The sequence below is a fragment of the Stenotrophomonas sp. YJH_SMC_69 genome (assembly GCF_059370495.1).
In genome coordinates, this window is sequence record NZ_JCAFTS010000009.1 from 80,564 (window position 1) to 106,576 (window position 26,013).

At 67.9% G+C, this 26,013-nt stretch carries 21 protein-coding genes and 1 tRNA gene; 14 read left to right on the forward strand and 8 right to left on the reverse strand.

Going from position 1 to position 26,013, the window contains the following annotated elements; all coding sequences use genetic code 11:
- Window positions 1–33: 33 nt before the first annotated feature.
- The 5 genes from AC5P8F_RS15675 (at window position 34) to AC5P8F_RS15695 (ending at window position 4,914) form a co-directional block, all read left to right on the forward strand.
- Window positions 34–1,002 carry an ABC transporter ATP-binding protein gene (locus AC5P8F_RS15675; RefSeq protein ID WP_005411567.1) on the forward strand — a complete coding sequence of 323 codons (969 nt, stop codon included), beginning with the start codon at window positions 34–36 and terminating at the stop codon, window positions 1,000–1,002.
- Window positions 999–1,790, forward strand: a complete 792-nt coding sequence (locus tag AC5P8F_RS15680; RefSeq protein ID WP_014038898.1) for an ABC transporter permease — start codon at window positions 999–1,001, stop codon at window positions 1,788–1,790. The genes AC5P8F_RS15675 and AC5P8F_RS15680 overlap by 4 nt, the downstream gene beginning before the upstream one ends.
- 349 nt (window positions 1,791–2,139) lie before the next feature.
- Window positions 2,140–2,907, forward strand: a complete 768-nt coding sequence (locus AC5P8F_RS15685) for a hypothetical protein (protein WP_049442051.1) — start codon at window positions 2,140–2,142, stop codon at window positions 2,905–2,907.
- A gap of 187 nt (window positions 2,908–3,094) precedes the next feature.
- Window positions 3,095–4,033, forward strand: a complete 939-nt coding sequence (gene panE / locus AC5P8F_RS15690; protein WP_495228526.1) for a 2-dehydropantoate 2-reductase — start codon at window positions 3,095–3,097, stop codon at window positions 4,031–4,033.
- Between the two features lie 71 nt (window positions 4,034–4,104).
- Window positions 4,105–4,914, forward strand: coding sequence for a Rossmann-fold NAD(P)-binding domain-containing protein (locus tag AC5P8F_RS15695; protein WP_495228575.1), 810 nt, complete (start codon window positions 4,105–4,107; stop codon window positions 4,912–4,914).
- A 55-nt stretch (window positions 4,915–4,969) separates the two neighbouring features.
- Here the strand turns inward: AC5P8F_RS15695 and AC5P8F_RS15700 are convergent, their stop codons facing one another.
- Window positions 4,970–5,767, reverse strand: coding sequence for a TatD family hydrolase (locus AC5P8F_RS15700; RefSeq protein ID WP_046433165.1), 798 nt, complete (start codon window positions 5,765–5,767; stop codon window positions 4,970–4,972).
- Between the two features lie 67 nt (window positions 5,768–5,834).
- Between AC5P8F_RS15700 and hrpB the strand changes: the two genes are divergently transcribed.
- Complete coding sequence (hrpB, locus tag AC5P8F_RS15705) at window positions 5,835–8,339, forward strand: ATP-dependent helicase HrpB (protein ID WP_046433145.1); 2,505 nt, start codon at window positions 5,835–5,837, stop codon at window positions 8,337–8,339.
- A 200-nt stretch (window positions 8,340–8,539) separates the two neighbouring features.
- Window positions 8,540–8,914: a hypothetical protein gene (locus AC5P8F_RS15710; RefSeq protein ID WP_005411574.1), complete on the forward strand. Its 375-nt coding sequence runs from the start codon at window positions 8,540–8,542 to the stop codon at window positions 8,912–8,914.
- Between the two features lie 93 nt (window positions 8,915–9,007).
- On the opposite strand, the gene AC5P8F_RS15715 is transcribed toward AC5P8F_RS15710, so the two are convergent.
- Together AC5P8F_RS15715 and AC5P8F_RS15720 are read right to left on the reverse strand one after the other, a co-directional pair.
- Window positions 9,008–9,547 carry a pseudouridine synthase gene (locus tag AC5P8F_RS15715; RefSeq protein WP_014648817.1) on the reverse strand — a complete coding sequence of 180 codons (540 nt, stop codon included), beginning with the start codon at window positions 9,545–9,547 and terminating at the stop codon, window positions 9,008–9,010.
- A 171-nt stretch (window positions 9,548–9,718) separates the two neighbouring features.
- Window positions 9,719–10,576 (reverse strand): class I SAM-dependent methyltransferase, encoded by an 858-nt coding sequence (locus AC5P8F_RS15720; RefSeq protein WP_046433148.1) that lies wholly within the window; start codon window positions 10,574–10,576, stop codon window positions 9,719–9,721.
- 169 nt (window positions 10,577–10,745) lie between these two features.
- Here AC5P8F_RS15720 and AC5P8F_RS15725 point away from each other — a divergent pair, with 169 nt between their 5' ends.
- The 4 genes from AC5P8F_RS15725 (at window position 10,746) to AC5P8F_RS15740 (ending at window position 15,181) form a co-directional block, all read left to right on the forward strand.
- Complete coding sequence (locus tag AC5P8F_RS15725; protein ID WP_053495507.1) at window positions 10,746–11,702, forward strand: aldo/keto reductase; 957 nt, start codon at window positions 10,746–10,748, stop codon at window positions 11,700–11,702.
- A 648-nt stretch (window positions 11,703–12,350) separates the two neighbouring features.
- Window positions 12,351–12,423 (forward strand) — tRNA-Gln (locus AC5P8F_RS15730).
- Window positions 12,424–12,779: 356 nt separating this feature from the next.
- Window positions 12,780–13,904: a slipin family protein gene (locus AC5P8F_RS15735; RefSeq protein ID WP_014648820.1), complete on the forward strand. Its 1,125-nt coding sequence runs from the start codon at window positions 12,780–12,782 to the stop codon at window positions 13,902–13,904.
- A 56-nt stretch (window positions 13,905–13,960) separates the two neighbouring features.
- A complete protein-coding gene (locus tag AC5P8F_RS15740) occupies window positions 13,961–15,181 on the forward strand; it encodes an RtcB family protein (RefSeq protein WP_014648821.1) in 1,221 nt (406 codons plus the stop codon).
- Between the two features lie 95 nt (window positions 15,182–15,276).
- On the opposite strand, the gene AC5P8F_RS15745 is transcribed toward AC5P8F_RS15740, so the two are convergent.
- Window positions 15,277–16,182: an NAD(P)/FAD-dependent oxidoreductase gene (locus AC5P8F_RS15745; RefSeq protein ID WP_046433157.1), complete on the reverse strand. Its 906-nt coding sequence runs from the start codon at window positions 16,180–16,182 to the stop codon at window positions 15,277–15,279.
- Entirely contained in the window at window positions 16,172–16,627 is a 456-nt protein-coding gene (locus AC5P8F_RS15750) for an Rrf2 family transcriptional regulator (RefSeq protein ID WP_014648823.1), read from the reverse strand. Before AC5P8F_RS15750 ends, AC5P8F_RS15745 begins: the two co-directional genes overlap by 11 nt.
- 183 nt (window positions 16,628–16,810) lie before the next feature.
- Between AC5P8F_RS15750 and AC5P8F_RS15755 the strand changes: the two genes are divergently transcribed.
- Both AC5P8F_RS15755 and dkgB read left to right on the forward strand, forming a co-directional pair.
- On the forward strand, window positions 16,811–18,931 hold the full coding sequence (locus tag AC5P8F_RS15755; protein WP_134809416.1) for a methyl-accepting chemotaxis protein: 2,121 nt from the start codon (window positions 16,811–16,813) through the stop codon (window positions 18,929–18,931).
- A gap of 245 nt (window positions 18,932–19,176) precedes the next feature.
- Entirely contained in the window at window positions 19,177–19,986 is an 810-nt protein-coding gene (gene dkgB, locus AC5P8F_RS15760; RefSeq protein ID WP_495228528.1) for a 2,5-didehydrogluconate reductase DkgB, read from the forward strand.
- 162 nt (window positions 19,987–20,148) lie between these two features.
- Here dkgB and AC5P8F_RS15765 read toward each other — a convergent pair whose 3' ends face one another.
- Window positions 20,149–20,856: an alpha/beta fold hydrolase gene (locus tag AC5P8F_RS15765; RefSeq protein ID WP_032960593.1), complete on the reverse strand. Its 708-nt coding sequence runs from the start codon at window positions 20,854–20,856 to the stop codon at window positions 20,149–20,151.
- A 138-nt stretch (window positions 20,857–20,994) separates the two neighbouring features.
- Here AC5P8F_RS15765 and AC5P8F_RS15770 point away from each other — a divergent pair, with 138 nt between their 5' ends.
- Entirely contained in the window at window positions 20,995–21,375 is a 381-nt protein-coding gene (locus AC5P8F_RS15770) for a YbjQ family protein (RefSeq protein WP_049442059.1), read from the forward strand.
- A gap of 73 nt (window positions 21,376–21,448) precedes the next feature.
- Here AC5P8F_RS15770 and AC5P8F_RS15775 read toward each other — a convergent pair whose 3' ends face one another.
- Window positions 21,449–24,169 carry a bifunctional acetate--CoA ligase family protein/GNAT family N-acetyltransferase gene (locus AC5P8F_RS15775; protein WP_111205364.1) on the reverse strand — a complete coding sequence of 907 codons (2,721 nt, stop codon included), beginning with the start codon at window positions 24,167–24,169 and terminating at the stop codon, window positions 21,449–21,451.
- 150 nt (window positions 24,170–24,319) lie between these two features.
- A complete protein-coding gene (gene mgtE, locus AC5P8F_RS15780; protein ID WP_014648829.1) occupies window positions 24,320–25,690 on the reverse strand; it encodes a magnesium transporter in 1,371 nt (456 codons plus the stop codon).
- Window positions 25,691–26,013 lie beyond the last annotated feature (323 nt).

Below are 26,013 nucleotides of genomic sequence, written 5' to 3' on the forward strand. Positions count from 1 at the left end.
TAGCCCCTCCCCGCCCCTCTCCAGCGCCAGCCCATGGGCGCGAAGGCTTCGAGCTTGGCATCCCAGAACGATACGGCGCCCGCCCTGCGCGTGCGCGACCTGCGCAAGACCTACGACAACGGCACCCAGGCCCTGAAGGGGGTTTCCCTGGAAGTGGCCCCGGGCGACTTCTTCGCCCTGCTGGGCCCCAACGGTGCCGGCAAGTCGACCCTGATCGGCATCATCAGCTCCCTGGTCAACCTCAGCGAGGGCCAGGTGGAGGTGTTCGGCAGCGACCTGGTGCGCAACCGCAGCGCCACCATGCGCCTGATCGGGCTGGTGCCGCAGGAAATCAACTTCAACCTGTTCGAAAAGCCCTTCGACATCCTGGTGAACTACGCCGGCTTCTACGGCGTGCCGCGCGAGGAAGCGGAGCAGCGCGCCGAAGAGGAACTGAAGCGGGCCCACCTGTGGGAAAAGGCGCAGGTGATGAGCCGCACGCTGTCCGGCGGCATGAAGCGCCGGCTGATGATCGCCCGCGCAATGATGACCCGCCCACGCCTGCTGATCCTGGATGAGCCGACCGCCGGCGTGGACATCGAGATCCGCCGCGACATGTGGCGCGTGCTGAAGGAGATCAACGCTGCCGGCACCACGATCATCCTCACCACGCACTATCTGGAAGAAGCCGAGTACCTGTGCCGCCACCTGGCGATCATCAACCATGGCCAGATCGTCGAGCAGGGGCCGATGCGCACCCTGCTGGCCAAGCTGGACGTGGAGGGCTTCCTGCTGGACATCGACGGTGACCTGCCGGCGCAGCTGCCGGTGATCGAGGGCGCGACCCTGACCGCGCCGGACCCGCACACGCTGGACATCGACATGCCGCGCGCAATGGACCTCAACCGCGTGTTCGCCACGCTCAACGAGGCCGGTATCCGCGTGCGTTCGATGCGTACCAAGAGCAACCGCCTGGAGGAGCTGTTCGTGCGCCTCACCGGCAACCTGGAGAAGCCTGCATGAGCACCACCGAGCTGACCGACGGCCAGCGCAACCGCATCGCACTGATGACCATCGTGCGCCGCGAAGTCGCCCGCATCATGCGCATCTGGGGCCAGACCCTGGTGCCGCCGGCGATCACCATGACCCTGTACTTCCTGATCTTCGGCAACCTGATCGGGTCGCGCGTGGGTGACATGGGCGGCTACACGTACATGCAGTTCATCGTGCCGGGCCTGGTGATGATGAGCGTGATCCAGAACAGCTACGGCAACATCAGTTCCTCGTTCTTCGGTGCCAAGTTCGGCCGCCACGTGGAAGAGCTGCTGGTCAGCCCGATGCCGAACTGGGTGATCCTGTGGGGCTACGTGGCCGGCGCCGTGCTGCGCGGCCTGATGGTGGGCGTGATCGTGCTGATCATCGCGATGTTCTTCACCCCGGTGCGCATTCCGCACCCGCTGGTGATGCTGACCACGGTGATCCTGGGCGCGACGATCTTCTCGCTGGCCGGTTTCATCAATGCGGTGTATGCGAAGAAGTTCGACGACGTGGCGATCGTGCCGACCTTCATCCTGACCCCGCTGACCTACCTGGGTGGCGTGTTCTATTCGGTGAAGCTGCTGCCGGGCTGGGCCGAAGCGGCCACGCACGCGAACCCGATCTTCTACATGGTCAATGCGTTCCGCTATGGCCTGCTGGGCAGCAGCGATGTGCCGCTGCCGGTGGCCTATGGGTTGATGATCGGCTTCGTGGTGGCGCTGACGGCGCTGGCGTTGTGGCTGCTGCGCCGTGGCGTGGGCATGCGCAGCTAAGGGTGGCCTGCAGGGCCTGCGGCCCTGCACCCGCCGAATCAACGTCAACTTCAACGGCAACGGCAAAAGCTGACTATCCGGGGGATGGCGGGGTGGGTCCGATTGCGGGGGACGCCGTAAACCCATCCCTGGGGGCTTGGCCGCGGCATCCATGCCGCGGACACCCCCGCAATCGGACCCACCCCGCCTTCGACAAATTCCGGCGATCTGCCGGGATGTCGTTCTCCGCTGCTGCTGGTAGGTGTCGACCTTGGTCGACACGATGGATCGACGCCATGCGTGGATGGAGCTTTCACGGCAAAGCCGATGTTCCGCTTTTCTCGTTCGGGATTGCAGCTAGGCTGTGGCGATGAAGATCACTTCCATTGCGCTGGACAAAGCCGTGTCGGACGGCCCCATCGATGCCTTCAGCCATGCGTTGCTGGGCGATTCACCCACGCTGGATGAGGTGCTGGAATACCTGGCCTCGCGGCACGCGGCTGATCCCCGGTATCGCTACCTGTGCACGCTCGATGATGCCGGCCAGTGCCGCTACACCAGCATGCACGCGTCAGACGACGCGCGCATCGCGCTCTACGAGAACGAAGACCCGGCAACCCCCGACGATGCGTTGGCGGCACGCGGGCGGTTGCTGGCGCATGTGGTCGCGCAGCTTGAGCATTCGACGCATCGGCTGGAATGGAGCACGCTGGCGGGCACGCTGATGTGCAATGACGCGGACATCGAGGCATTGGTCGCGGCCAATGCCGCACCGGATCTCATCGTCGACGAGGTGGTCTACGTGCAACAGGTGCCCGTGGATCGTGACGACCTGCTGATCGCCGCCCTGCCCAACGGCTACTTCAGCGCGGACTGGAACATCTTCCAGAACCACGCCCTGATCCGGCACCTGCAAGAGCATTACGACTACCGCCTGTTCGGGCTTGGCGCATCGTGGCTGGGCTTCCAGCGTGACAGCGCGCCGTCGCCTGCGGAAGCGGACGCTCTGGTCGCGGACCTGCAGCGCGTCTACGCTGCCGGAACGCACGACACCTGGTCACAACTGGCTGCAACGCTGTCCTCCCGCACCACGCTTCTATTGGGATACACCGAAGGCTTCAGCGAACAGCTGCCCTGAGCGCGGTTCTACACGCGCTCGCGCAGCGAGCGGCCCGCTTCCGCTCCTGATCTGTCTTCCGTGGTGGCCGCACCCGGCCAACCCCACTGAACCGTGCTTTCCGCGAACCACCACGAGTGGCACCGCCGTTGGCCGCGATCTCCGGCACAATCGAAATCCTGATTCCCCAGAACACGGTGAACGTGCAATGCGCATCCTGATCCTCGGCGCCGGCGGTACCGGCGGTTACTTCGGTGGTCGCCTGGCCCAGGCCGGTGTGGACGTGACCTTCCTCGTGCGCCCCGCGCGCGCCGCCCAGCTGGATCGCGACGGCCTGGTCATCCGCAGCCCGCTCGGCGATGCCAGCTTACCCGTGCAGCATGTCACCGCTGATGCACTGCCCGCATTGGCCGCGCAGAAGCCGTTCGACCTGGTCATCCTCAGCTGCAAGGCCTACGACCTGGACAGCTCGATCGACGCCATTGCCCCGGCCGTGGGCGCAGGCACCACCGTGCTGCCGATCCTCAACGGCCTGCATCACTACAACGCACTGGACGCGCGCTTCGGCCGCGACGCCGTGCTTGGTGGCCTGTGCTTCATCAGCGCCACCAAGGCCCCCGACGGTGCGGTGCTGCACCTGGGCAAACCGGCCAAGCTCACCTTCGGCGAGCGCGACAGCGGCGCGGCCTCGGCGCGCGTGCGCGCCTTCGCTGCGGTCTGCGCGCAGGCCCATCTTGATCACCTGGCCAGCGAACACATCGGCCAGGAACAATGGATCAAGTACACCTTCCTTACCGCGCTGGCGGCGGCGACCTGCCTGCTGCGCGCCGACATCGGCACCATCGTTGCCACCGATGATGGCGAGGCGATCGTGCGCGGCCTGTACGACGAATGCCTGGCCGTGGCCGAAGCCGCCGGTGAACCGGTTCCCGTGGCCGCGCAGGACACCGCGCGCGACACCCTGACCCAGGCCGGCTCGGCACTGAAGGCATCGATGCTGCGTGACCTGGAAGCCGGCCAACAGGTGGAGGCCGAACAGATCGTCGGCGACATGCTGGCCCGCGCGCGCAAGGCCGACCAGGAAGCCCTGCTGCTGCAGGTCGCCTACAGCAGCCTGCAGGCCTACCAGGCACTGCGCGGCGCGTGAGCATCATCTCCGCCGCCAGTGCATCGCCCTCGCGGGTGCTGATCCTCGGGCTGGGCTGGAGTGGCGGTGCGATGGCCCGACATCTGCAGGCATTGGGCGCACACGTCGCCGGCACGGTACGCGATCCCGCATCGGCACCACGCGATGGTCTGCGTCGCCATCCGCTGGGTGCCGATGCCACGCCATCGCTCGCCCTGCTCGATGAGATCGCGCAGGCCGAGGCCGTACTGTGCAGTGTGCCACCCGACGCCGATGGCGATCCTGCACTGCGCCTGCTGTTGCCCGCGCTGCGGGCCAGCCCGGCATTGCGCTGGGTGGGCTATCTGTCGTCCACCTCGGTGTATGCCGACCGCGCCGGCGGCTGGGTCGACGAGCGCAGCGCAGCCGATGCCACTGAAGCAGCCGGCGTGCAGCGCCTGCGGGCCGAAGCGCAATGGCGTGCGCTTGCAGGAGAACGCGGCATCGCATCGGCAGTGTTCCGCCTGCCCGGCCTGTACGGGCCGGGGCGCAATGCGCTGCTGCAGCTGGCGCAGGGACGTGCCCGCCACGTAGTGCGTCCCGGGCTGCTATTCAACCGGCTGCACGTGGATGACCTGGTGACGGTCGTTATCGCGTCGATGCAGCGGCCGTGCGTGGATGGCCTGTATCTGCCGGCCGATGACGAGCCGGCACCGCCGCAGGAGGTACTGGCCTTCGCCGCGCAGCTGGGCGGGTTTGCGATGCCACCTGCCGTGGCATGGGACGACCCTGCACTCAGCCCGACCCTGCGACGCTTCTACCAGAGCAACAAGCGCATCGACAGCCGTGGCACGCGTGAAGCACTGGCGTGGGCGCCGCGGTTCCCCAGCTACCGTGAGGGCCTGCGCGACCTGCTCCGGTAGTGCCGGCCGCTGGCCGGCAATCAACCGTGTTGCCGGCCAGCGGCCGGCACTACCATCAACCTGCGCCGGGCAGGCGGAAGAACGTACGCGTCGCGGCCGTTGCATTCGCGGCGGTAACTGCCACGTCCTCGCCACGGTCACGCGCCAGTTCTTCCACGATGTGCGAGAGAAACATCGGTTCGTTGCGGCGGTCCTTCGGCATCGGCTTCAGCGTGCGCGGCAGCAGGTACGGTGCGTCGGTCTCGATCATCAGGCGGTTGGCCGGGATGTTCTTCACCAGTTCGCGCAGGTGCGCGCCACGGCGCTCGTCGCACAGCCAGCCGGTGATGCCGATGTACCAGTCCTGGTCCAGGTAGTCGAACAGCTCGTCACGCTCACCGGTGAAGCAATGCACCACCGCCGGGCCGATGCGGCCTTCGAAGTTCTTCATCTGTGCCATGAAATCGGCATGCGCATCGCGCTGGTGCAGGAACAGGGGCTTGCCATTGTCCGCGGCCAGCTGCAGCTGGCGCTCGAACGCGCGGTGCTGGGCCGGGCGCGGCGAGAAATCGCGGAAGTAGTCCAGCCCGCACTCCCCCACCGCCACTACTTCCGGGTGGGCATGCAGCGCGCGCATTTCGGCATCGCATTCCTCGGTGTATTCCACCGCGTGGTGCGGGTGCACGCCGGCGGTGGCGTACAGGAAGCCGGGGTGCTGCTGGGCCAACTGCAGGGCCAGTGGCGAGTGCTCGCGGCTGGCACCGGTGATGACCATCTGCACCACGCCGGCCTGGCGCGCGCGGTCCAGCACGGCATCGCGGTCGCGGTCGAAGGAGTCGTGGGTCAGGTTGGCGCCGATATCGATCAGGTGCATGGTCATCGCGGGGGAAAAGTGCCCGCGCATTGTACCTGCGCCTGCCGTGGCCCCTTATCCTTTGCATATGAACGCCCCGCTCTTCCCGATTTCCCCGCTGCTGCCGCAGATCCAGCAGCAGCTGGCCGTGCAACCACGGCTGGTGCTGGAGGCCCCGCCCGGTGCCGGCAAGACCACCCAGGTGCCGCTGGCGCTGCTCGACGCGCCGTGGCTGCAGGGCCGCAAGATCATTCTGCTGGAACCACGCCGGGTCGCCGCGCGCAGCGCGGCGCTGTTCATGGCACGGCAGCTGGGTGAGGAGGTCGGCGGCACGGTCGGCTACCGCATCCGCTTCGAGAACAAGGTATCCGCGCGCACCCGCATCGAGGTGGTCACCGAGGGCATCCTGACCCGGATGCTGCAGGACGACCCGATGCTGGAAACCGTCGGCGCGATCCTGTTCGATGAATTCCACGAGCGCCATCTCAGTGGGGATCTGGGCCTGGCGCTGGCGCTGGACGTGCAGGCGCAGCTGCGCGACGACCTGCGCCTGGTGGTGATGTCGGCCACGCTGGACGGCGAGCGGCTGGCACGCTTCCTCGATGCGCCGCGGCTGAGCAGCGAGGGCCGCAGTTATCCGGTGGCGATCAGCCACTTCCCGGCGCGCCGCGATGAAGCCCTGGAACTGCAGGTGCGCCGCGCGGTGCAGCAGGCACTGGCCGAGCACCCCGGTGACCTGCTGGTGTTCCTGCCCGGCCAGCGCGAGATCGCGCGCGTCCAGGCCGGCCTGCAGGAGTCACTCGATGGCAACGTCGAGGTGCTGGCGCTGCATGGCGAGCTGCCGGTCGAACAACAGGCGCGCGTGTTGCAGGCCGCCAGCGATGGCCGCCGTCGCGTGGTGCTGGCGACCAACGTGGCCGAGTCGTCGGTGACCCTGCCCGGCGTGCGCGTGGTGATCGACAGCGGCCAGGCGCGCGAGCCGCGCTACGACCCCAACAGCGGCTTCACCCGGCTGGACGTGGTGGCCATCGCGCAGGCGTCGGCCGACCAGCGCGCGGGCCGTGCCGGTCGGGTGGCCGAGGGCGTGGCCTGGCGGCTGTGGCCGCAGTCGCAGCGGCTGGAGCCGCAGCGCCGCGCGGAGATCGACCAGGTGGAACTGGCCGGACTGGCGCTGGAACTGGCCGCGTGGGGCAGCAGCGACCTGCGCTTCCTCGACCCGCCACCAGCCGGCCCGATGGGTGCGGCGCGCGAGCTGCTGCAGCGCCTGGGTGCACTGTCGGACTCGGGCGCGATCACCGCACTCGGGCGCCGTGTACTGGCGCTGGGTACGCACCCGCGGATGGCGGCGATGCTGCTGGCAGCGCCCGATGCCCGCGCGCAGGCGCTGGCCGCCGATCTGGCCGCCCTGCTGGAAGCGCGCGACCCGCTGCGCCAGGGCGGTGACGCGCTGGCGGCCCGCTGGCGCGCACTGGCCGCGTTCCGCACTGGCCGCGCGCCGGGCGATGCCAACCGCAGCGGGCTGGCCGCCATTGATGCCGCCGCCAAGCAGTGGCGTCGCCGCCTGCGCTGCGAGGCTACGCCGCCGGCCAGCATCGAGGCGCACGAACTGGGCGATCTGCTTGCACACGCCTTTCCCGACCGGATCGGTTTCCAGCATCCCGGCGATCCGCTGCGCTACCTGCTGGCCAATGGCCGCAGCGCGCGCCTGCACGAACTGAGTGACCTGCGCGGTGAGCCGTGGCTGGTGGCCAGCGAACTGCGCTTCGAGGCGCGCGATGCGCTGCTGCTGCGTGCCGCACCGGTGGATGAAGGCCAGCTGCGCAAGGCATGGCCGGAGCGCTTCGTCACCGAAGACGTGGTGCGCTGGGACAGCGAGCGACGCGCCCTGGTGGCGCTGCGCGAGACCCGTTTCGACCGGATCGTGCTGGACAGCCGCTCGGCCGGCCGGGTCGATCCGCAGCACGCCGCGCAGGCGCTGACCGATGCGGTGGCCGAGCTCGGCCTGCAGGCGCTGCCGTGGACCGAGGGCCTGCGCCAGTGGCAGGCACGGGTGGAATCGCTGCGGCGCTGGATGCCCGAGCTCGGCCTGCCCGACTGCAGCGACGATGCCCTGCTGGCCACGCGCGCACAATGGCTGCAGCCCGCGTTCGCCGGCAGGACGCGACTGGATGCGCTGGATGAATCCAGCTTCGGCGAGGCGCTGAAATCGCCACTGGAGTGGTCACAACGGCAGTTGGTCGAGCGTCATGCGCCGACCCGCATCACCGTGCCGTCCGGACTGGAGCGGCCGATCACCTATGCGCTGGACAGCGAGAGCGGCGATCCGCTGCCGCCGGTGCTGGCGGTGAAGCTGCAGGAACTGTTCGGCCTGGCCGACACGCCGCGCATCGCCGATGGCCGCGTGCCGCTGACCCTGCACCTGCTCTCCCCCGGCGGCCGCCCGCTGCAGGTCACCCAGGATCTGCGCAACTTCTGGGAAAGCACCTACGCCGAAGTGAAAAAGGAGATGAAGGGCCGTTACCCGCGCCACCCATGGCCGGATGATCCGTGGACGGCGACGGCCACGCACCGGGCCAAGCCGCGCGGAACCTGATTGGTAGTGCCGGCCGCTGGCCGGCAGCCCCCTGGCACCAGGCGGAGAGCATTGCCGGCCAGCGGCCGGCACTACCGGGTGCGGAGCCTGCCTGATCCTGAATGGCTGCGGTAAAGTCACACCACGTGCGTCCCCGACTGACATACCGTTTACGGGCAACACGCGACACTGGACTTCGACCCGAGGCAAAGGACCCCCGCATGAGCAAGCTGACCGTAATCACCGACCGCGCTCTGGAGCGCGCCCTGGAGCTGGCCCACACCGCCGGCGATGGCCTGAAGAGCGCCGGTGGCAGCCTGCGCAACGCGGACTGGATCAAGACCGGCGCCGCCCTCGGCGCAGTGAAGACCGGCGGCAAGGTCGCCACCAAGTTCGCCCGCCGCAACCCGGCCGTGACCATTGCCGCGGCTGCCGTCGGCGTCGGCCTGCTGGGCTATGCGCTGTACCGCAAGCAGCAGAAGAAGAAGGCTGCCAATGGCCACGTGGTGAATGGGCAGGCGCAGCGCATCAACGCACGCGACCGCCGCAACGACACCGTGGTGGACGAGCACAGCGATATCGGCAGCGACGCGTGAAGCTGCCCGGGTCAGACCCCTTCCGCAGGAACGGCTCTGACCCTACCAGCTACGAGAGGGCCGGATGCCGCGAGGTATCCGGCCCTTTCTGTTTCAACCGATCTGCCGCCACTGCCCCGGCTGCAGGTCGTCCAGCCGGTAGGGCCCCATCGCCACCCGCACCAGCCGCAGCGTTGGCAGGTTCACTGCCGCGGTCATCCGCCGCACCTGGCGGTTGCGGCCCTCGCGGATCGTGATCGCCAGCCAGGCATCGGGCACGGTCTTGCGGAAGCGCACCGGCGGATCGCGTGTCCACAGCGACGGCGCCGGATCGAGGCGCTCGATCTTCGCCGGCAAGGTCGGCCCGTCATTCAGCTCCACCCCATCGCGCAACCGTTGCAGCTGCTCATCGCTGGGCGTGCCTTCCACCTGCACCCAGTAGGTCTTGTCGGCCTTGTGCTTCGGGTCGGTCAACGTGTGCGCCAGCGTGCCGTTATCCGTCAGCAGCAGCAGGCCTTCGCTGTCATGGTCCAGGCGACCGGCGGCATACACGCGCGGCGGCAGGCCGAACCCGGCCAGCGTCGGCCGCGGCGGTACGCTGCGGTCGGTGAACTGGCAGAGCACGTTGAAGGGCTTGTTGAAGGCGATCAGCATTGCGGGCAAGGCAGTCAGCGGGTGGCGCATTGTCCCATGCCGCGCCACGCGCCACTCGGCTGTAGAGCCGAGCCCATGCTCGGCTCATCGCGCACAGCACGGCGGAACGCAACAGCAGCCGAGCATGGGCTCGGCTCTACAGAGTCAGCATGCGCCAGCCCGGCACCCCTCTTACGGCTTGATGAAGCGCAGGGTCATGCGGTCGCTTTCGCCGATCGCCTGGTACTTCGCATCATCGGCCTTGTCGTGCTGGTTGGTCGGCGGCAGCGTCCACACGCCGTTCGGGTGGTCCTTGGTGTCGCGCGGGTTGGCGTTGACCTCACTGCGCGCGTCCAGCTTGAAGCCGGCGGCCTCGGCCATCGCGATCACCTGCTGCTGGCCGACATAGCCGGTGTCATCGTCGTCAGCCACGTCGGCCTTGGCGCGGTGCTCGACCACGCCCAGCACGCCGCCCGGCTTGAGCACGTTGAAGAAGCCCTGGAACATGCCCTGCGCCTGGCCGGCCTTGCGCCAGTTGTGCACGTTGCGGAAGGTCAGCACCACATCGGCTGAACCGGCCGGGCCGAACACCGGCTTGGCCGGATCGTAGGCGACCACGGCAGTCTTGCCGAACTGTGCCGGTGCAGCGGCGTACTTCCTTTCCAGGCTGTCGCGGCTGCGCTGCTGGTAGTCACGGCCGCGGCCTTCGGGCACCGCCATCGGATCGACCACCGCAGCAACGTAGTGGCCCTTGTCGTGCAGCAGCGGCGCCAGGATCTCCGAGTACCAGCCGTTGCCGGGGGTGATCTCGATGACGGTCTTTTCCGGCGTCACCTTGAAGAACGACAGCGTCTGCGCCGGGTGGCGGAAACCGTCGCGCTTGACGTTGTTGGCATCGCGGGTGGGCGCCTTCACCGCCGCGTCGATGGCCGGCGACACCTGGATCTTCGCCGGCGCGACCGTGGCCGGTGCGGCAAACGCGGGAACAGCGGCAAGCAGGGCCGAAGCAAGCAGCAGGCGGCAACCACGCAGGGACGAAGCAGGCATCATCGGAGCGACTCCAGCGGAAGATGCGGCGAGACTAGCAGCCGCGGCGCCCCAGGTGTTCACAAAACGTTAGCCGCGTGCGTATCGCGGAACACTGTTTTGTGGTCGCCGCCGCAGCACGGTCACACTACGCGTTCTATTCTGGAGCACTTCCCCCAAGGAGTCCGTGCCCATGACGGCAACCCGCGAACTGGGCCGTTCCGGCCTGCATGTACGTCCGCTCGCCTTCGGTGGCAACGTGTTCGGCTGGAGCGCCGATGAGAAGGCCAGCTTCGCCCTGCTCGATGCCTTCGTCGACGCCGGCTTCAACCTGGTCGACACCGCCGATGTGTATTCGGCCTGGGTGCCGGGCAACACCGGCGGCGAATCGGAAACGCTGATCGGCAAATGGTTCGCGCGCAGCGGCAAGCGCGACAAGGTGGTGCTGGCGACCAAGGTGGCCAAATGGGCCGAACGCCCCGGCCTGACCCCGGACAACATCAATGCGGCGGTCGAGGATTCGCTGCGCCGCCTGCAGACCGACGTGATCGATCTGTACCAGGCCCACGAGGATGATGAGTCGACGCCACTGGAAGCGACCCTGGCCGCGTTCGGCCGCCTGATCGAAGCCGGCAAGGTGCGCGCCATCGGTGCCTCCAACTACAGCGCCACGCGCCTGGCCGATGCGCTGAAGGTGTCCACCGACTACAAGCTGCCGCGTTACGAAACCCTGCAGCCGGAGTACAACCTGTACGACCGTGCCGGCTACGAGAAGGAGCTGGAACCGCTGGTGCAGCGCGAACAGATCGGCGTGATCGGCTACTACGCCCTGGCCAGTGGCTTCCTCAGCGGCAAGTACCGCACACCGGCCGATGCGGCCAAGAGCCCGGCACGTGGCGAAACGGTGGTGAAGCGCTATCTGAACCCGCGCGGCCTGCGCATCCTGCAGGCGCTGGATGACGTGGCCAGCAAGCACAATGCCAGCGCCGCACAGATCGCACTGGCATGGCAGATCGCGCGGCCGTCGATCACCGCGCCGATCGTCAGCGCCACCAGCGTCGAACAGCTGCACGATCTGCTGGCAGCGGCCAACGTGTCGCTGAGCGTGCAGGATGTCGCGCAGCTGGATGCCGCCAGCGCCGAAGCGTGAGGCCCGGTAGTGCCGGCCGCTGGCCGGCATTGCACAACAGCGAAGAAAACAATTGAACAAAATGGTTGCACGCGACTAAATCGTGGTTTATCGTGCGCACCTCGTTTCAACAACCACTGGAAACTTCCCTTGAACGCGCATTCCGTCGCCATCGCCAAACTGCTGCCATGCCTGCGCATGGACGGGCTGGCGCGCGCGTTCGGCAAGGAAGACCAGCTGACAACGGCCTGATACCCGCCCTGCGGAGATCGGCCACCCCGATCTCCGAGGCCTGACGACGCCCTCGGAACGCAAGTCCCGGGGGCGTTTTCGTTTGCGTCGGCACAAGGACCCGCGATGCCAGAACTGCACCCCGCGCGGCAACCCGCCGCTCACTGACCCAGGTTTCTCCCGCCCCGCCGAAGGATTTACTTCGCGCGATCGGCTGCGCCAGGACATTATCTGCATCGCATCAAAACATTATCGCTCGTCGATAATGTCGGTGGCCTGCACCCTCGATTCTCCAACGGTCCCGTTTCCATCACGGGCTGGTGCGCGCGGCGTTGCCGTGGCGTATGCCGGAGGTCGCGGACATGCCATCGCCTGGATCGCCTGCTGGAGGCAGGCGCCGGTTCGCCGGTACGCGGTTCGATTCCGCGCGGTTCCCAACTGGATAGCTCAGCAGGGTAGAGCAACGGATCCTGATTCCGTCTGTCGTGGGTTCGACTCCCACTCCAAACCACATGACCTGTCACGTCATGACTTGAAGCAACACCCGGGGCGCAAGCCCCAGCGGCCATCGTCGCCGTCCACCGCCATCGCCTTCGGGCGGGGCGTGGAAGGCAACGGACCGCACGCCGGGCCCCGGCCCGCCGCCACTGCCAGCCACGTTCCGCCCCGGTGCTGCCTGCCGGGAACGGCGATGGCAGCACTGCCGGCGCACCGAAGGCTCCGCGCGCGGACCGTCCGCCGATGGCCGCCCTCTTCCGCTGCCTGCACGTGGTGTGCAGGCGGCCGCGCCACGACCTGATCGACCCGGGTCATGGCGATTCATCCGCAACGGGTCGAACCACCAGAGCCATACAAGGAGAGACTCCCATGTTCTGGACCATCAAGGTCGTGATCGGCGACGGCGAGCGCGGCCTGGTGTATCGCAACCGTCGTTTCCAGCAGATGCTGCTGCCGGGCGTGCACCGCCTGTCGCCGTTCGGCGGCCGCCCGCACGTGGACATCCACACCGCATCGAAGGGCGCGGCCTATACCGGCAGCGACCAGGACAGCCTGATCGAGGCACTGGGCGCGACGCTGGACACGCACTTCGTGCTGGCCAATGTCAGCGCCACCGAAGTCGGCCTGTTGCTGCGCAACGGCCGCATCGATGAAGTGCTGCCGCCGGGCAGCCGCCGCCTGTACTGGCGGGGTTCGGTCGACACCCAGGTACGCGTGATGGCGCTGGGTGACGAGCCGCGCATCCCGGCGGACGTGCAGCAACGCCTGGGCCAGCTGGGCGTGCTGCCGCGTGTGGCGGTGATCAGCACCGTGCCAAGCGAGTCGGTCGGCCTGCTGTTCATCGATGGCACGCTGCGGCAGACGCTGGACGCCGGCCTGCACGCGTTCTGGAACTTCAACGGCAACGTGTCGGTGGAGCGCGTGGAACTGCGTGCACGTTCGCTGGACGTGTCCGGCCAGGAGCTGCTCAGCCGCGACAAGGTGACCCTGCGGGTGAACCTGGCCGCGACCGTGCAGGTGATCGACCCGGTGCGTGCACACCGCACGCTCAGCAATGCCGATGAGTTCGTCTACCGGCAGCTGCAGTTCGGCCTGCGCCAGGCGATAGCCGCGCGCAGCCTGGACGAGCTGCTGGGCGACAAGGCGGCGCTGGACGGCGAGATCGCCGCCCATGTGCAGGCCGCGATCGAGGGCCACGGCGTGCGGCTGCTCGGCGTGGGCATCAAGGACGTGATCCTGCCGGGCGAGATGAAGGAGATCCTCAATGGCGTGGTGCTGGCCGAGAAGCAGGCCCAGGCCAGCGTGATCCGTCGCCGCGAGGAGGCCAACGCCACGCGTTCGCAGCTCAACACCGCAAAGCTGATCGAGGACAACCCGGTGCTGATGCGCTTGAAGGAGCTGGAGGCACTGGAGAAGGTCACCGAGAAGATCGACACGCTCACCGTGTTCGGCGGCCTGGATGGCGTGCTGAAGCAGCTGGTGACGATCAGGTAGGGGGTAGCGGCGGCGCAGGGACGCGCCGCCGGCCCATCAAGGACATACACGAAGACATGGACACTCAACACAACTATCAATGGCTGCACGCCGAGGGCACCACGCCGATCAAGGGCTGGGTCAACGGTGTGCCGCTGGAAGCGCAGGCGCATGAGCAGCTGCGCAACATCGCCGCGATCCCGTTCGTCGGGCCGTGGGTGGCCGTGATGCCGGACGTGCACCTGGGCAAGGGCGCGACCGTCGGCTCGGTGATCCCGACCCGCGGTGCGATCATCCCGGCCGCGGTCGGCGTCGACATCGGCTGCGGCATGGCGGCGGTACGCACCACGCTGCGCGCCAACGACCTGCCCGACGACCTGCGGCAGCTGCGCAACAGCATCGAGCGCAGCATTCCGGTCGGCAACGGACGCGGCGGCGAGCATCACCGCATGCCCGACAGCATCCACACGCGGCTCGTGCAGTCCGGGCTGGCCGCCGGCCTGGAGAAGATCAAGGACAGGCACCGCAGAATCCGCACCGACAAGCTCGACCGCCAGCTGGGTACGCTGGGTGGTGGCAACCACTTCATCGAACTGTGCCTGGACGAGACGGACACGGTGTGGGTGATGCTGCACAGCGGATCGCGCGGCACCGGCAACCTGATCGGCACCTACTTCATCGAGAAGGCGCGCGAGGAACTGGCCCGGCGCGTGCTCGGCTTCCACCTGCCGGACAAGGACCTGGCGTTCTTCATGGAAGGCGAGCCGCTGTTCGATGACTACGTCGAAGCCGTGTCGTGGGCGCAGGACTACGCCCGGCAGAACCGCGAGGCGATGATGTCGCGCGTGCTGGCCGAGATGCGCCACCGCTTGCCGAAGTTCCAGCTGGCAGCGATGGCGGTGAACTGCCACCACAACTACGTGCAGAAGGAGACGCACCACGGCCAGGAACTGCTGGTGACCCGGAAGGGGGCGGTGAGTGCGCGCGAAGGCGAGCTGGGCATCATTCCCGGCAGCATGGGCACGCGCAGCTACATCGTGCGCGGCAAGGGCAACGCCGACAGCTTCCACAGCTGCAGCCACGGTGCCGGCCGGGTGATGAGCCGTGGCACGGCGCGCCAGCAGATCACGCTGGCCCAGCACCGCGAGGCCACCGCGCACGTGGAATGCCGCAAGGACAGCGGCGTGCTGGACGAGTCACCGGCCGCGTACAAGTCGATCGACGATGTGATGGCCGCACAGCTGGACCTGGTCGAGGTGGTGCACACCCTGCGCCAGGTGCTGTGCGTGAAGGGGTAACGGAGCGGTGCCGGCCAAGTCCGGCCTCTACCAGAGCAGCACGTCGCGTCGGGGGTCAGATCGCTTTCTGCGAAAGGGATCTGACCCCGGCACATTCAGCGCGGCACGCTGTCTTCGGCCACCAGCGCATGATGCACGCCGATGCCCGCGCGCACGCCTTCGGCCATGGCCAGGGTGATGTTGCCGACCGTCGTCGCATCGCCTGCGGCGTACACGTTGGGCACCGAGGTCTGCTTCATCATGTCGACCTCGATCAGCACCCCCAGCGGGCTCTCGACCAAGGTGCAGCCAAGCTGCTGCACCAATGGCGTGGCCATCGCCTGGGTGGCCGGTACGAACAGCGCACGCTGGGCGATGCGGCGGCCATCGGCCAGCTCCACTTCCAGCCAGGTCGGCTGGTCGCCCTGCACGCCCAGCACCGGCGACGTCTCGATCTGCACGCCGCGCTGCTGCATGGCAGCCCGTTCCTCATCGGTGATCGGCAGGCCCTGGCTGAAGAAGGTGACATTGCCCCAGTCGGCAAACAGCGGCGCCTTGCCGGCGGACATCGGATGGCCGCCAAGCAGGCCGATGGCGCCGCCACCCACTTCGTAACCATGGCAGTAGGGGCAGTGCAGCACGGTGCTGCCCCAGCGCTCGGCCAGCCCGGGCAGTTCCGGCAGCTGGTCGGCGATACCGCTGGCCAGCAGCAGCTTGCGCGCGGCCAGCACCTGGCCATCGGCGGTACGTACTTCCACGCCCTCTGCGCTGGCGTTGGCCTGCACAGCCTCGGCATGCACCCAGCGCACGCTGGGGTAATCCAGCAGCTGCTGGCGCGCGGTCTTCAGCAGCTCGGCGCCGCTGATGCCATCCAGCCCTGGCACCCCGTGCGAATGGCTGGCGAAGCGGTTGCGCGGCGAGCCGGCGTCGATGACGGTGACCGGCCGCCGGGCGCGGGCCAGGATCAGGCCGGCGGCAATGCCGGCGTAGCTGCCGCCGACGATGAGCACATCAGGATTCATGAGGACCTTCCAGGGAACGGTGATGGGCGAGATGGCGGGCGAAGTCGGCGCCGAGCTGGTCCAGCGTGGTCGCCCGCAGGCGCGCCTCCAGCAACCGCTGTGCCTCGCGTGCCCCCTCCAGCAGCGCGCTGTTGACCAGCTGCTGGATCGGGCAGCCGCCGCCGGCGTCGCGGGCGCCGACCTGCACCAGCGGTGGTGCGCCCACGGCCAGGTAGATGTCATGCAGGGTGATCGTTGCAGCGTCGCGGGCCAGCTGGCTGCCACCGCCATGACCGCGGGTGCTGCGTACCAAGCTGGCCTTGTGCAGCTGCGCCAGCAGACGGCGGATCACCACCGGATGGGTCGGCAGGCAGGACGCCAGCTGCCCGGAGGTGCGCGGGCCATCCTGGCCGACCAGATGCGCCATCACGTGCAGGGCGTCAGAGAGCGGGTTCGCGGATTTCATGTAACTACATTAGTTACATTTATATCCCCTGTCCAGGGTCCGCATTTGTTCCATATGGACACATTTGTCCTATGAAACACTTCCTTCACATCACTAAACGAAACGCTAATGTGATGTTCGTCGCACTTCAGCGGAAGCGTAGCGGGTCGATACCGCATTGCCCCTTCCCGAGAGTGCTTCCCGATGAATGCGTCTGTCCGTGCTCCGCGCCTGCAGTCCAAGCTGCTCGGCGCGGTTTCTGTTGGCTTGGCCGTGGTCCTGCTGTGCGCGCTGGCAGGCCTGGCCTCCGCCTGGTTGAAGTTGTCCACCGAGGTCCCGCCCGAAGTCGCGCACAGCCGCGATGCCGAACGCCTGCAGCGTGAGTTCCGTGGCCAGGTGCAGGAATGGAAGAACGTGCTGCTGCGCGGGCACGACGATGCGCTGCGCCAACGCCACCTGGATGGCTTCGACAGCGAAGGCCGCCTGGTCGGGCAACTGGCCAAGGGTCTGGCCACCAGCCCGGACCCGCGCACGCGTGAGCTGGCGCAGGCGTTCGTTGGCCTGCACGCGCAGCTGCAGCAGGACTATCACGCGGCGCTGCAGGCATTTGCCGCGGCCGGCTACGATCCCGCGGCCGGCGACAACCTGGTGCGCGGCAAGGATCGCCCGGTGGCGATGGCTCTGGATGCGCTGAGCACGCACGCCACGCAGGTGGCTGAAGCGGCGGTGGCGTCCCGTTCGCAGCAGGCCCGGCAGACCCTGCTGCTGTGCGCGGCGCTGACCGTGCTGGCCGCCGTGCTGCTGCTGATCGGTCTGGCCTGGTGGCTGCGGCGTGCGGTGGTGCAGCCGGTGCTGGCAGTGGAAGCAGCGGCGCGTGCGGTGGCCGCCGGTGACCTGCAGCACGCAGTACAGGTGCGCAGCCGCGACGAGATCGGTCGCCTCGCGCAGGCCATGCAGGCGGTGCAATCCACGCTGCGCAGCGTGCTGGATGCACAGGCCGCGATGGCGCAGGCGCACGAAGCCGGCACCATCAGCCATCGCATGGACGCCGCTGCCTTCCCCGGCGCGTTCGGCACCATGGTGGCCGACTGCAACGCACTGGTCGATGCGCATATCCGGGTGAAGATGCGCGCGATCTCGATCATGGGCCGCTACGCGGTCGGCGACCTCAGCCAGGACATGGAACGCCTGCCCGGCGAGAAGGCGGTGATCACCGAAGCGCTGGACATGGCCAAGCACAACCTCGGCCTGATCAATGGCGAGATCCGCCGCCTGGCCGAGGCGGCGGCCGCCGGTGACTTCAGCCAGCGCGGCGACACTGCCCGCTTCGAGCATGATTTCCGTGCAATGGTCGAAGGCCTGAACCGCCTGATGCAGACTACCGAACTGAACCTCGGCGAAGTCTCGACGATGCTGCGCGCGATCGCCGATGGCCGTCTCGGCGCGCGCATGCACGGTGATTTCCAGGGGGTGTTCGCCCGTATCGCCGGCGATGCCAATACCACCGCCACGCAGCTGGCGACCATCGTCACCGACATCAAGCACGCCTCCGGCAACATCCACACCGCCGCCGCGGAGATCGCCGCCGGCAACAATGACCTGTCGCGCCGCACCGAGCAGCAGGCGGCCAACCTGGAGGAGACCGCGGCATCGATGGAGGAGCTGACCTCCACCGTGCGCCAGAACGCCGAACATGCGCGCCAGGCCAACCAGCTGGCGATCGGCGCCCATACGGTCGCCTCGCACGGTGGCAGCGTGGTCGGCCAGGTGGTGGCGACGATGGGCGCGATCGAGACCTCGTCGCGGCAGATCGCCGAGATCATCAGCGTCATCGATGGCATCGCCTTCCAGACCAACATCCTGGCGCTGAATGCCGCGGTGGAAGCGGCACGCGCCGGAGAACAGGGCCGCGGCTTCGCGGTGGTCGCCAGCGAAGTGCGCACGCTGGCGCAGCGCTCGGCGGCAGCCGCGAAGGAGATCAAGTCACTGATCGAAGCCTCGGTGGAACAGGTTGGCCATGGCGCACAGCGCGTGCGCGAGGCAGGCGACACCATGGCCGAGATCGTTGCATCGGTGCAGCGCGTGACCGACATCATGGCCGAGATCTCCGCGGCCTCGCAGGAGCAGAGCGCGGGCATCGAACAGGTCAGCCAGACCGTGATCCAGATGGACGGCACGACCCAGCAGAACGCCGCGCTGGTGGAAGAAGCCAGCGCCGCCGCGCGCAGCCTGGAGCAGCAGGCCAACCGCCTGATCGATGCGGTGGATGTGTTCGACCTGTCGACCACGGCGGCGGCGAAGGGCGGGCTGGCACGCGCGGCTTGATTGATCCGGTTGCCGGCCAGCGGCCGGCACTACCGTCGAGCGCAGACAGGGGGAGTGCCGGCCGCTGGCCGGCCGCGTCCAACGCTGCATGGGTGGCGGCATGAACAGTGCGGACCAACGGTCCGCACCCACCACCACCTGCCGTCGTACACGTCGATGCAATGCACCGTTGCCGGCATGCACACGGCCGCTGGCCTACCCTTTCGTGGATATTCCCGCCTCCCTCCCCCTCTGCTGGAGCCCCCATGACTGTCCCCGCCTTCGGTCTCGGTACCTTCCGCCTGAAAGACCAGACCGTGATCGACTCCGTGCGCAACGCGCTGGCGGTCGGCTACCGCGCCATCGATACCGCGCAGATCTACGGCAACGAAGCCGAGGTCGGCCAGGCCATCGCCGATTCCGGCGTGCCGCGCGACGACATCTACCTGACCACCAAGGTCTGGATCACCGCGTTCAAGCGCGATGCGCTGCTCGCCAGCCTGCGCACCAGCCTGGAAAAGCTGCGAATCGAGTACGTCGACCTGGCGCTGATCCACTGGCCATCGCCGAACGACAAGGTCGACGTGCCGATGGAGGAGTACCTGGCCGCACTGGCTGAAGCCAAGGCGCAGGGCCTGACCCGCGAGATCGGCATCTCCAACTTCACCATCGCGCAGACCCGCAAGGCGATCGGCATCCTCGGCGCCGGTGCCATTGCCACCAACCAGATCGAAATCCACCCCTACCTGCAGAATCGCCTGCTGGTGAAGTTCCTGCAGGACAACGGCATCCACATCACCGCCTACATGAGCCTGGCCTACGGCGAGGTGATCAAGGACCCGGTGATCCAGGCCATTGCCGGACGCCACCAGGCCACGCCGGCGCAGGTCGCGCTGGCCTGGGCGCTGCAGCAGGGTTTCTCGGTCATTCCGTCCTCGACCAAGCGCGAGAACCTGGCGAGCAACCTGGAAGCGGCAGCGATCCGCCTGACCGACGAAGACATGGCACAGATCGCCAAGCTCGACCGCGGCCATCGCCTGGCCAACCCGGAAGGCATCGCCCCGGCCTGGGATTGAGGCAGTGGTGCTGTAGAGCCGAGCGCACGCTCGGCTGCTGCCTCCCCGGAACCGAGCATGGCTCGGCTCTACAGGTAGGTGCCGACCTTGGTCGGCACTGAGCCCTGATCGATCGTTGGAACACCGTGCCGACCAAGGTCGGCACCTACGAGAGGGCGGGGATCATCCCCTGCCCTGCAGCAACCACCCACGCATCGCCGCACTGACCTCGTCCGGCTTCTCCATCGGTGCCAGGTGCCCGCAGTCAGGCACCACCACCAGCTGCGAGTGCGGCACCATCGCGTGCATTTCCTCGCTCACCGCCAGCGGCGTGATGCGATCGTTCGCGCCGCACACGATCAGCAGCGGATCGCGGTAGCCGGCCAGCACATCATGGCCATCGCGGCGTTCCAGCGCGCTCTGGCGCAGGAACACGTCCGCGCCCAGGCGGGCGGTCATGTCGCGCACGCGCTGCACCAGCACGTAGTCATCCAGCCGCGACGCATCGATGTAGCTGCGCATCAGCACATCGCCGAAGCCGTGGAACTTCCCCGGCAGGCGCACGCTGGCACGTTGGCTGCGGCGCTGCTCGGCACGTTCCGGTGAATCGGCGTGGATCGAGGTATCGATCAGCGCCAGCTGCAGCACGCGCTCCGGCGCAATGCGCAGGATCTGCTGGGCGACGAAGCCGCCCAATGAGAAACCGGCCAGCGCAAAGCGCTCCGGTGCCTGTGCGAGTACGTCCTCGGCCACCGCCTGCAGGGTCTCGCCACGGGTCTGGTCGCCTACTGTGCAGTCGGCGATGTCGGCCAGGTCGGCCAGCTGCGCGCGCCACAGCTCGGCATCGTTGAGCAGGCCGGGCAGCAGCAGCAGGGGAATACGGTCGGTCATGGGGGTATTGTCGCGCCAGCACGGTGACGGAACCATGCCGCAACAGGCGGTTGCGTTGTAGAGTCGCGCCATGCTCGACTGCTGCACGGCCCGTCGAGCATGGCTCGACTCTCAGAAGGCAGCGATACGGACGCGACCATGGCAGACCCCTACAACAGCGGCACCCCCACCCCACCCGCGCTCCGCTTCGATGATGCGCTGGTCACCACCGCCTTCGAGCTGCCTGGGCACCGCGTCGTGCGCAACCTCGGTGTGGTGCGCGGCATCACCGTGCGCTCGCGCTCGATCGTCGGCAACTTCCTCGGCGGTATCCAGACGATCTTCGGTGGCAACATCACCATCTATACCGAACTGTGCGAACAGGCCCGCGAGGAAACCTACCGCGACATGGTCAAGCATGCACGGCAGCTGGGTGCCAACGCCATCATCGGCATGCGCTACGACGCCACCGATGTGATGACCGGGCTTACCGAAGTGCTGTGCTATGGCACGGCGGTGGTGGTGGAACCGATGCGTTGAAGCTGTAGAGCCGAGCCCATGCCCGGCTCAGGCGTGCCCGTGTGATGCAAGGCAGCCGAGCGTGGGCTCGGCTCTACAATGGCACGTCGGGCACCTCGACCTGCTGCACCGGCAGGGTCACCATCATCACCGTCGGGTCGTCCGGGTCCAGCTTCGTCTTGAAGCCCAGGCTCTGGCACATCGCCAGCATGGTGCTGTTCTCGCGCAGCACCTGGCCTTCGACCACGTCCAGGCCCAGCCACTTGGCGTACTCGATCATGATCGCCATCAGCCGCCAGCCGATGCCGTGGCCCTTCAGGTCCGAGCGGATCAGGATGCCGTACTCGCCACGGTGGTAATCGGCATCGGCGTGCAGGCGCACCGCGCCCAGCATCTCGCCGCTGCGCGGTTCGATCGCCACCAGCGCAATCGAGCGCGCGTAGTCGAGCTGGGTCAGGCGCGCGATGAACTCGTGGCTGAAGTGCTTCACCGACTGGAAGAAGCGCAGGCGCAGGTCCTCGTCGCTGACGCGGGCGAAGAACGCACGGAACAGCGCGTCGTCCTCCGGCCGCACCGGGCGCACGAAGGCACGGCCGCCATCGGACAGTTCGATGGTGCGCTCCCACTCCTTCGGGTACGGGAACACCGAGAAACGTGGATGGCCGCGGCCCTTGTGCAGGATGCGCGACGGCGCCACCGCTACGCGGGCGTCGAGGGCGAGGATGCCCTTGCCGTCGACCAGCAACGGGTTGATGTCCAGCGTACGCACTTCGGGAATGTCGGCGGCCAGTTGTGCCAGCTTCACCAGCGCCAGCGCCAGTGCGCGCTCGTCAGCCGCCGGCACGTCACCGTAGGCCTTGAGGATGCGCGAGGCGCGGGTCTGGCCAATCAGCTCGTGGGCCAGGCGCAGGTCCAGCGGCGGCAGCGCCAGCGCCTTGTCGTTGATCACTTCGACGGCAGTGCCGCCGCGACCGACCACGATCACCGGGCCGAACGTCGCGTCATCGGCGATGCCGACAATCAACTCGCGCGCCTTCGGACGCACGATGGTCGGCTGCACCAGCAGGCCGTCGGTACGCGCATCCGGCCGCAGCTGGCGTGCGCGCGACAGGATCGCGTTGGCCGCGCTCTGCACCGCCGGCAGCGTGGACAGGTTCAGGCGCACACCATCCACTTCCGACTTGTGCGGAATATCCGGCGAGAGAATCTTCAGCGCGACCGTGGCACCGCGTTCCAGCAGCGGCTGCGCCAGGTCCATCGCCTCGTGCGCATCACGCGCATGCATCACCGGCGCGGAGGGAATGCCGTAGGCCTTGAGCAGTTCATGCGTAGCCAGCGGGTCCAGCCACTGCTGGCCGTTGGCCAGCGCGGCATCGACCAGTGCGCGCGCGGCGGCCGTGTCGACGCTGAAGTCCTGCGGCAGGCTGGGCGGCGTTTCCATCAACGCGTTCTGCGCTTCGCGGTAGCGCACCAGATGCTGGAAGCCACGTACGGCTTCGGCCTCGGTCGGATAGGTCGGCACCCGCGCCGCGTTGAGCGTGGCGGTGGCCTGGTCGTCGTTGCCCAGCCACACCGCGAACACCGGCTTGTCGCGGTGGTGGCGCGGGCGCAGGCCGAGCGTGCGGGTGAGTGCCTGCGCGGCGTCCGCCGATGAGGTGAACGCGGTCGGCACGTTGACCACCATCACCGCGTCATTCTCGTTGTCGGCCAGCAGCGCTTCGATGGCCGCGGCATAGCGGTCACCATCGGCGTCGACCACGATGTCGACCGGATTGCTGCGCGACCAGCCCTGTGGCAATACCGCATCGAGCTTCTGCACCGTGCTGTCGGACAGGGTGGCCAGCGTGCCACGCAGCGCGATCAGCTGGTCCACGGCAAGGCGGCCGACGCCGCCACCATTGCTGAGAATGGCCAGGCGGCGGCCAGGGAAGGTGCCCAGCCGCCCCAGTGATTCGGCGGCGGTGAACAGCTCGTCCAGCGCACCGACGCGCAGCAGCCCGGCGCGGTTGAAGGCCGCACCGTACACATCATCGGCGCGGGCCAGGGCCTGCACATGGGTATCGCGGCTGCCCGGCTGCACGCGCTCGGCGCGGCCGGACTTCACCACCACCACCGGCTTGGCGCGGGCGGCGGCGCGCGCGGCCGACATGAACTTGCGCGCGTCCTTGATCTGCTCGACGTAGAGCAGGATGGCGCGGGTACGGTAGTCGGTGGCGAAGTAGTCGAGCAGGTCGCCGAAGTCGACGTCCATCGTATCGCCCAGCGAGACCACGGCGGAGAACCCGACCGAGCGCGCCACGCCCCATTCCACCAGCGCGGCGGCAATGGCCGAGGATTCGGAGATCAGCGCTAGGTCGCCGGCCTGCGGAAAATGTGCGGCGATGCTGGCATTGAGCCGCGCGTGCGGCGCGATCACGCCCAGGCAATGCGGCCCGAGGATGCGCAGGCCATGCTTGCGCGCCACCGCCTCTACCTGTGCAGACAACGAACCGGGGCCTTCGCCCAGGTGCGCGGTGAGGATGATCGCCGCCTGCACGCCACGTTCGGCGGCAGTGCGCACCACCTGCGGCACGATCGCCGCTGGTGCGGTGATCACCACCAGGTCGGGCACCCAGTCCAGGTCCTTCAGCCGCTTGACCGTGCGGATGCCATCGATCTCGGCATGCCGCGGATTGATCCACGCCACCTTGCCGGGGAAGCCGGTGCCACGCAGGTTGCGCATCACCGCGCGCCCGGCCGAACGCTCGCGCGGGCTGCCGCCGATCACCGCGACCGACTGCGGACGGAACACGGACTGCAGGTGGTAGGTACTCATGCGCCTACGGTACCCAAATTCCGTGGCGATGGGGTCGGAGGCGGGGTCGGACCCCTTTTCGCAGGAAAGGGCTCTGATCCCCTGCTGCGGATATCCGGGGTCAGAGCCCTTCGCTGCGCGAAGGGATCCGACCCCGGCGTGCACGTTTTGTTACAGCAGCGTGCCGTGCAGGATCATCGCGGCGATGCTGAAGTAGATCACCAGGCCGGTCACATCCACCAGGGTGGCCACGAACGGGGCCGAGGCGCTGGCCGGGTCGAAGCCGAGCCGCTTCAGGATGAAGGGCAGCATCGAGCCGGACAGCGAACCGAAGGTGACGATGCCCACCAGCGCGGCGCCGATGGTGATCGCCAGCAGGATCCAGTGCTCGCCGTAGTCGTGCAGGCCGCCCAGCTGCCAGATCACGATGCGCACGATGGCCAGGCAGCCGAGGATGGCGCCCAGCACCATGCCGGTCGGCACTTCGCGCAGGGCCACCTTCCACCAGTCGCGCAGGCGCAGTTCGCGCAGTGCCAGGCTGCGGATCAGCAGCGAGGTGGCCTGCGAGCCGGAATTGCCACCCGAACTCATGATCAATGGGATGAACAGGGTCAGCACCACCGCGCGCGCCAGTTCGTCCTCGTAGTGCTGCATCGCGCTGGCCGTCAGCATCTCGCCCAGGAACAGCACGCTCAGCCAGCCGGCGCGCTTGCGCAGCATCTCGAAGAAGCCGATCTGCATGTACGGCTTGTCCAGCGCTTCCATGCCGCCGAACTTGTGCGCGTCCTCGGTGGATTCCTCGATCAGCGCATCGAGCACGTCGTCCACGGTGACGATGCCGAGCATCTGCTGCTGCGCGTCGACCACCGGAATCGCCAGCAGGTCGTGGCGGCGGATCAGCCGTGCCACCTCTTCCTGGTCCATCAGCGCATCCACTGTTACCGGCGGATTGACCTGGGCCACGTCCAGGATCGATTCCTCGGGCAGGCCGGTGATCAGCCGGCGCATGGTCACCACCTGCTGCAGCTGCTGGCTGGCCGGCTCCAGCACGTAGATCGCGTACACCGTCTCGCGGGTGCGCTCGACCTGGCGGATGTGCTGCAGGGTCTGCGCCACGGTCCAGCTGGCGGGCACCGCCACGTACTCGGTGGTCATCAGTGCGCCGGCGGTGTTCGGCGGGTAGCTGAGCAGCTTCTGGATGACCTGGCGGGCGTCGGTGCCCAGCAGCGGGATCAACCGCGCGCGCTCTTCCTCATCCAGCTCGTGGACGATGTCGGTGGCGCGGTCGTCGGCCATCAGGCCCAGCAGCGCCGCAGCCCGCGCGGGTGGCAGTGCGGCCACCAGCTCACCGCTGCGGTGCAGCTCCGGCGCTTCGAGCATCTTCACTGCACGCGGCAACGGCAGCGCAGCCAGCGTTTCCGCGGCGCGGGTCAGGTCCAGCGTGTTGAGGAATTCCACCGCGTCGGCGGTGTTGTAGTTCGCCAGCGGTGCGGCCAGTGCGGCGGCATCGGCCACCGGGCGCAGCAATTGCTTCTGGTTCATCGGTTTTGCCTTGTGGGGATGCGACCTCGCGCAACGCCAACGCAGGCAAACCGTCCCGGTGTCAGGCGGTGGCCATCGCTGGCGTCGAACGAGGTCGACTTCTACTGTCGCTGGACATGGGTTGGGGACTCCGGGATGCGTATGCCAACGGACGCGCCGCCAGCGGCGGGCAGTCTGGACCCGTGGGCCATGCAGGTCAACCTGGCCGCCCCGCGCTGGGCGCCCATCCGGTCGGTTGTTCTCGTGCATACACAGGCCGGCGCGCATAATGTCGTGGTGGCGCTCGCCACGCCCTCCCCCATCCGAACGGACGCACAGCGGGC